6 protein-coding genes are annotated in these 7,081 nt (G+C 48.8%); 3 read left to right on the top strand and 3 right to left on the bottom strand.

The genetic code is table 11. The features are described from left to right. Nucleotides 1–248: TetR/AcrR family transcriptional regulator (locus MHN01_RS11675; protein ID WP_239411510.1), on the bottom strand; the 248-nt coding region annotated here is incomplete at its 3' end. A 416-nt stretch (nt 249–664) separates the two neighbouring features. On the opposite strand from MHN01_RS11675, the gene ansA reads away from it, so the two are divergent. Next, nucleotides 665–1,717 (top strand): asparaginase, encoded by a 1,053-nt coding sequence (gene ansA / locus MHN01_RS11670; protein WP_239411509.1) that lies wholly within the window; start codon nt 665–667, stop codon nt 1,715–1,717. 90 nt (nt 1,718–1,807) lie between these two features. Further along, nucleotides 1,808–2,620: a helix-turn-helix transcriptional regulator gene (locus MHN01_RS11665; RefSeq protein WP_239411508.1), complete on the top strand. Its 813-nt coding sequence runs from the start codon at nt 1,808–1,810 to the stop codon at nt 2,618–2,620. A 221-nt stretch (nt 2,621–2,841) separates the two neighbouring features. Here MHN01_RS11665 and udp read toward each other — a convergent pair whose 3' ends face one another. Then, the gene (udp, locus tag MHN01_RS11660) at nt 2,842–3,609 is read right to left on the bottom strand and encodes a uridine phosphorylase (RefSeq protein ID WP_075765277.1); all 768 of its coding nucleotides are present in this window, start codon (nt 3,607–3,609) and stop codon (nt 2,842–2,844) included. Nucleotides 3,610–3,912: 303 nt separating this feature from the next. Beyond that, nucleotides 3,913–6,441: a zinc/cadmium/mercury/lead-transporting ATPase gene (locus MHN01_RS11655; RefSeq protein ID WP_239411507.1), complete on the bottom strand. Its 2,529-nt coding sequence runs from the start codon at nt 6,439–6,441 to the stop codon at nt 3,913–3,915. A gap of 248 nt (nt 6,442–6,689) precedes the next feature. On the opposite strand from MHN01_RS11655, the gene MHN01_RS11650 reads away from it, so the two are divergent. Further along, nucleotides 6,690–7,081: transporter substrate-binding domain-containing protein (locus MHN01_RS11650; RefSeq protein ID WP_239411506.1), on the top strand; the 392-nt coding region annotated here is incomplete at its 3' end.

Genomic DNA, 7,081 nt, shown 5'->3' with positions numbered 1-7,081 from the left:
TCGAGATCCGGTGACGTTATGAGATCGCCAACCACAGCTTGATACTGCAGTTGCATGTCATCAACCAGGGCCTCCAGCACCGCCTGCTTGGAATCAAAGTAATGATAGAAAGCACCTTTTGAGACACCGACAGCGTTAATCAGATCATTTACTGATGTGCTCTCATACCCCTTGCTATAAAACAAGGTTTGCGCTGCTGTAATAAACTCGCTACGTCTCTCGTCTGCTGCTTTAACTACTCTCGCCATAAGGCTCTTCTCTACACATTCCCAGTGACACCCACCACCGACCGACCGTCGGTATGTGTATAAAATATATGCAGCGCAGTCTGTTTTTTCAACAGCAAAGCTCACAATTCAGGCAACACCATTCTCACCTTGGCAATAATGTGCTGGTCAGATTCGATTAGAGCAATGCGATAACATCCAGTTGGCGCTTATTGGCGCTACTTACGCGCTAAGCTGCTACTTTTAACTTCAGTTAGTCAAATTACATTAGTGGGCTATACATGCTGAAATAGCTTCGCTCAGTAACACGTAGGGATACTCACTCGGCAATGATGCCTGTAATCAACCAATACCTGTTTCTTCCCCAGGCACCCGTTACATTCCTACCCAACACACTAAAGATGTTTCCATCCTTTATTTTTATGGAGTTAAGCCTGATGAATACGCGCATAGATCATGACTGGCACACCGAGCGAATGAAACGCCGCATCTTGGTTATTTATACTGGTGGCACCATTGGTATGCAGTCGACTGACAAGGGATATCTGCCGATGGCCGGGTTTCATGACCTTGTGGCGCAACAGCTAAAAACAGGAGCCGTCGATAAGCTGCCAAAATTTGACGTCATTGAATGTAGCCAATTGATTGACAGCGCAAACTTGACGCCGACAGACTGGACCCAAATTGGCCAACTCCTGGCTATCCACTGGCAAGATTACGACGGCTTTGTCGTGCTGCATGGGACTGACACCATGGCCTACACCGCATCAGCACTTTCCTTCATCTTACAGGGCATAGATAAGCCAGTTATACTCACTGGCTCCCAAATCCCTTTACTAGAATTGCGCAACGATGCACAGGATAACCTGATCACCGCCCTGCTACTGGCTGCTAACTACGATATTCCGGAAGTCTGCATTTATTTTAACGGGCGCTTATTGCGTGGTAACCGCAGTTCAAAGATCCAAAGTGCCGGCTTTGATGCCTTTGACTCCCCCAACTTTCCGTGGTTAGCCCGAGTGGGGATCCATATAGACTTGCAACAGAGCTTACTATTGGAAAGGAAGGTGCCGTCACTGCTTATTCCGGAGTTTGATGCTGAAGCGGTAGCCATCGTGCAGACCTATCCGGGAATGACAGCCCGCCCAGTTGAAGCAATGGTGGATGACACGTCAGTCAGGGGGCTTATTTTGCAAACCTATGGCAGCGGAAACCCACCCGATGCCAATAAAGCCCTGATCCAGACGTTGCAACGGGCCTCAGATAGAGGCATAGCTGTATTAAACATCACTCAATGCTCGCAAGGCAAAGTCAGCCAAGGAGCCTATGCAACGGGTGCCACGCTCAATCGAATTGGCGTAGTCCCAGGTGCCGATATGACCCTGGAAGCAGCCTTCGCCAAAATGCATTACCTGTTAAGCCAATCGCTAGGGGTCGATGCTATACGCGACGCATTACAACGGCCGCTCTGTGGTGAGCTGACCAGGTAATACGACAAGAGCAATAACAACTACTGTTGTCTATATAGATTAGTGTCATGAAATACTATCTTGCGATGGATCTACGAGGTACGCATTACAATGAACAATGACTTTGCACGCAACCTGCGGCTATTGTGCAGCTACTATAAGTCGATAGCCGAAGTCTGTCGCCGCCTTAACATTAACCGTCCCCAATTTAATCGCTATCTGAGCGCTCGCTCTAAACCCTCAGCCAGCAACATGCGTAAATTTTGCGATTTTTTTGGGGTAGAAGAGCATGAGATCCTGATGCCTCATAGTCAGTTTCAGCGTTTACTCCAGGTACGCCCCAGAGCTGCAATGTCTGAAACCACAACCTTGCCGGAGGTTCCCCATCTGGAGCACCTCAGTCAAGTGGGCAGCGCCGGATTAGATAAGTACCTTGGCTACTATTTTGAGTATTACCAATCATTTGCTTGCCCAGGAAACCTGTTGCGAACTTTGGTTTGCTTTGAAAAACGCAGCGACAAAGTATACTACCAGCGTACCGAACGGTTGGTTGAAAGCCCCCACGACCAGCCTTGCCACGCAATCTATTTGGGAATGGCACATTTTCTTACCGATCGCATCTTCATGGTGGACTATGAATCGCTGACCGGCCATGAGATTTCCCAGACAATTCTGTTTCCAACATTTAAGAACCGTATTTCCCGGTTAACCGGCCTGAAGCTTGGCGTCTCCGGCAGTGGCGAGCGCATGCCCTGCTGCGCCAGAGTACTCTATGAATATTTGGGTAGCGCCGTGGACAAACGAAAAGCCTTGGCACTTTGTGGGCTCTACGATCTCAACTCCCCCGATATCGACAAATCAATCAAGAAAGCTGTCATCAACGACATCAGCGATGAGGAATGGCACTTCCGAGCGCGGCATTAATCCATTCAGCACACCTAGTGCCCGACGAATTTGACGTAAAGCCTCCATATACAAAAAAACCGATGCCTGAGCATCGGTTTAATGTGTTTAGTGGCGCCCTAATCAATAAGGCTTGTTAGCACGCAGGAATTTGCCTCAAGGTCGCAGAGGGAACGCGGAGTTTATATACATAAATGAGCATTCCCGATAAAGAGATTGAGGCAAATAACCAGTGATAACTATTACTCGGCCAGCATGCGACGAGCGGCTTCAACTACCACTTTGATAGAACGCGCTTCTGTTTCTTTCAGCGTAGCGTGATCTGGGATTTCTTTCTGAGTACGGTTGATGATAACACCAGCTACACAACCTGCACGTAGACCTGAGCTTGCACACATGGTTAGCAGTGTTGCTGACTCCATTTCGAAGTTCAGAACCCCCATTTGCTGCCACTCATCCATTGAACCCTGGAAACGGCGTACAACACGGCCTGAGAATGTATCGTAACGCTCCTGACCTGGGTAGAACGTATCTGAAGATGCTGTTACACCTGTGTGTACGGTTGCACCGTCGGCATCACATGCTGCTTTCATTGCAGTTGCAACGTCGAAGTCTGCTACTGCTGGGAACTCCATTGGAGCGAAGTGAAGGCTAGCACCGTCCAGACGAACAGAGCCTGTTGATACGATCATGTCACCAACGTTGATGTGTGGCTGGATTGCACCAGTTGTACCTACACGCAGGAAGGTACGAACACCTAGCTGAGCCAGCTCTTCAACAGCGATAGACGTAGATGGACCACCGATACCTGTTGAACAAACAACAACAGACTTGCCGTCAAGCTTAGCGCGGTAAACTGTGTATTCACGTGCACTTGCCAGGAACTCAGGGTTATCCATTAGGTTAGCAATTTTTTCAACACGTGCTGGATCGCCTGGAATAATTGCTAGTTCTGCACCGTTCAGATCTTCTTTGTTCACACCTAGATGGAAAACTGCGTTGTCAGACATAATCATATCCTTTCTTATACTGTTACCGCGCGATAGGGAAATTTGAGGCCCGCGGCTATTTATCAAAAAAAATTGTGTTTTGACAATACTCTAATAAGAGCATTCTCAAAACACATGTTAACGATAGCCGATAGAATGACAGATTTTAGTGACAGAGGTCACAATGATTGAAATAGGTTTAATTTCATCTTTCATAAAAAAGTGACAGCAATCACATTAAATCGATTACCTATGCTTTTCATCACAAAAAAAAGCACCACCATGGTGGTGCTCTTAAGGCAATTAATCGGTCTGATGCGCCTACTATTCACCCTTCACTTTAAAGCGAAGCAGTCTGAGGGCATTCAGTGTGACAAGCGCTGTTGCCCCGCTGTCAGCCAAAACTGCAACCCAAAGGCCTGTCATACCGAGTAAAGTAGTGACAAGGAATACTCCCTTTAGCCCAAGTGCTATCACAATATTTTGGTGGATATTGGCAAGTGTCGCCCGTGACAGAGCAATCATCGCCGGAAGCTCCGATACCCTATTATGGGTCAAGGCCGCATCTGCCGTTTCAAGCGCTACGTCGGTACCGCCTCCCATCGCAATGCCAATGGATGCTGTTTTCATTGCTGGCGCATCGTTAATGCCATCCCCGACCATCGCGACTTTCGCACTCTGATTGGCAAGCTGCACTTCATTGACTTTGTCGGCAGGTAGCAAGCCAGCACGGTAGTCGATGTCAATCTCACCGGCAATGGCGGCAGCGGCTCGTGGGTTGTCCCCCGTCAGCATAACAGTATGGATCCCCATCGCCTTCAAATCTCTAATCGCTGAGTGGGTGTCATCTCGTAAGTTATCGCGCCAGGCAATAAGACCAACAGGCTCACCATTTCGAACGGCAACGACCAGTGTCTTGCCTTCTCCTTCCAACTGTTCGGACTCCGTTTGCTGGGTCGGATTAAGGGTAACCGACTCAGGCAGCCTGTCAGCAGCAGCCAGCAGCAACGTATCACCTTCAACCGTTCCCTGGATCCCACGTCCCGGCAGGGCCTCGCGCTCATTGGCCTCTACAACCGGCAGTCCGCGCTGTTTAGCCGCATCGACAACCGCCTGAGCGAGAGGGTGCAAAGAACCGGCCTCGACAGCAGCAGACTGACGCAGCAATCTATCTTCGTCACCATCCCAGCAGACAATATCGGTCATGACCGGCTTCCCCTGAGTCAACGTACCGGTCTTATCGAAGGCAACGGTCTCGATATGACCCAACTGCTCCAGTGCCGCTCCACCTTTAATCAAGGCACCACGTCGGGCAGCCGCAGCCAAGCCCGAGGTAATCGCAGCCGGAATCGAAATAACCAAGGCGCATGGGCAGGCAATCAACAGCAAAGTCAGGCCTTTGTAGAGCCACTCATTCCATGGCTGACCAAACAGCATAGGCGGTACCACAATCACCAGCGCGGCCAACATAATCATTGCCGGGGTATACCAGCGGCTGAAGCGGTCAATAAAACGCTCTAACGGTGCTTTTCGTGATTCGGCATCTTCAATCAGGTGCAAAATACGATCTATCGCGTTGTCACCCTGCTCCGACGTAATCTTCAGTCGCACCACTTTATCTGTTACCAGCGAGCCGGCCATCACCTGTTCACCAGGCTGCCGCTCAACAGGCACTGACTCGCCCGTTAATGCACTTTCATCAAAGCTAGCTGTAATATCGACCACCTCGGCATCGGCCGGCAAACGACCACCGGGAGCCACCTCAATTACATCGCCTTTTTTCAAATCTTCGGCTGCTACTTTCTCCTTGGTGCCGTCGGCGCGTATCACTGTTGCCTTTTCCGGAACCAAATCCATCAGGGCTTTTACCCCGCTTCTGGCACGTGCCGAGGCATAACCTTCCAGTTGCTCACCAACCAGAAACAGAAGCAAAACCATAGCTGCTTCCGCAGTCTCGCCCAGGTAGAGCGCACCAATGGCAGCTACACTCATCAGGGTCTCAATAGAAAACGGTGAGCCCCCTTTTCCGAGAACGATAGCTTTTTTGACAATAGGGATTAAGCCTAGCAAGGTGGTAAGCGTAAAGGCGATGAGCCCATAGGTTTCCGAGCTTTTGTCGATGATAAACGATGCCAGCATCATCGCCGCAATTGCGATGATGGGTAGATTCTGCTGCAGAATACTCTTACTTTCTGCTTCACTGTCTTTGTTACGGGTTGAGATCAGCGGAAAACCCGTTTCTTTCGCTTTAGCTTCAATAATGCCAACTAAACTGTCAGATTTGCAGTTAACGATGAGCTTTTCGGTTGCAAACATGACCTTGGCGGTTTCAATACCATCAAGGCCTGACAAGGCTTTTTCCAGTTTGCTGGCACAGCTAGGACAGTCCATATTCTGAACTTTCCAACTAAATGTGATTATCTGGGCAGACTGCATTAATTCAGGTTCATGTACCTGCTCTTCTTCTGCACTGGCAGTAACGCTGCAACAATCGCCGCCCGAACAGCTGTTCGATGATTGTTGTGGTTCGTAGTCTGAAGCAGAATGGCTTTTCGGTAGTTCTGACACAACTGAAGGCTGCACCAGAGACGCTGATGAGATAGAGAATACCGGTTTTACAATGGCGCCAGGGTGAGCATGAATGGCGTTTACAGACGATCTACCGGCAGCGGGTTCCTCATCAGCACCAGGATCACTACAGCAGCCAGAATTAGATGACTCGGTTGCAGCCGTTGTTACAGATGAACTACAACAATCTTGTATTGTACCACTCTCTACCTGTACTGAACTGGCACTGACTGCCGCTGACTTGGTATGGATATGTGGTTTTTTGTTATTGCATTGAGCACACATGGTTCCTCTCCTCGGTATGCTTTCTATATTCAATACAATAACTATAAACCTTGGAGTCGGGTCTAAGGTCAACAAAAACTTTGCCCAAGCATGGCATTATTCAGTCGCCTTCATCACAGGCAATCCATCATCCCCCCTAGTCTCACCTCGCATATTGAAAAATTCATCTACACTTAATGCAAGTTAATGCAGTGCCACTTACGCACAGGCAATCGAAAGATTATTACAGCCCAGACAAGGAGAGCTGGATGGTTACAAAAAACAGGGCTATCGTGCCTATCTTATTATTTCTTACTTGCAACAGTTCCCTATCTTTGGCCAAAGAACAAACTATAAGAGTTGCTGGCGATCCCTATCCCCCTTGGACAGAAGGCAAGCAAGGAGCCGAAGCAACAGGTGGAATTGCCGTCGCGATTGTTAATGAACTCTTCGAACGCCTTAACAAACACACCCTTGTAAATGTGTACCCATTTCAAAGAGGGCTGGAGCGTATACGGCATGGAGAAGAGGATGTGATCCTGATGGTTTCCAGATCACAGGAACGCGAACAGTACATGCTTTTCACCGACTCAATCAGATATACCTCGCATGGTTTTTTCTACTCTGCTGAGTTAAATAACTTTGACTGGAGCGACTGGAA

The sequence above is a fragment of the Photobacterium sp. OFAV2-7 genome (genome assembly GCF_022347985.1).
Classification (GTDB): domain Bacteria; phylum Pseudomonadota; class Gammaproteobacteria; order Enterobacterales; family Vibrionaceae; genus Photobacterium.
The sequence above is the reverse complement of the archived record's forward strand: the minus strand, read 5'-3'. Positions and strand labels throughout refer to the sequence as shown.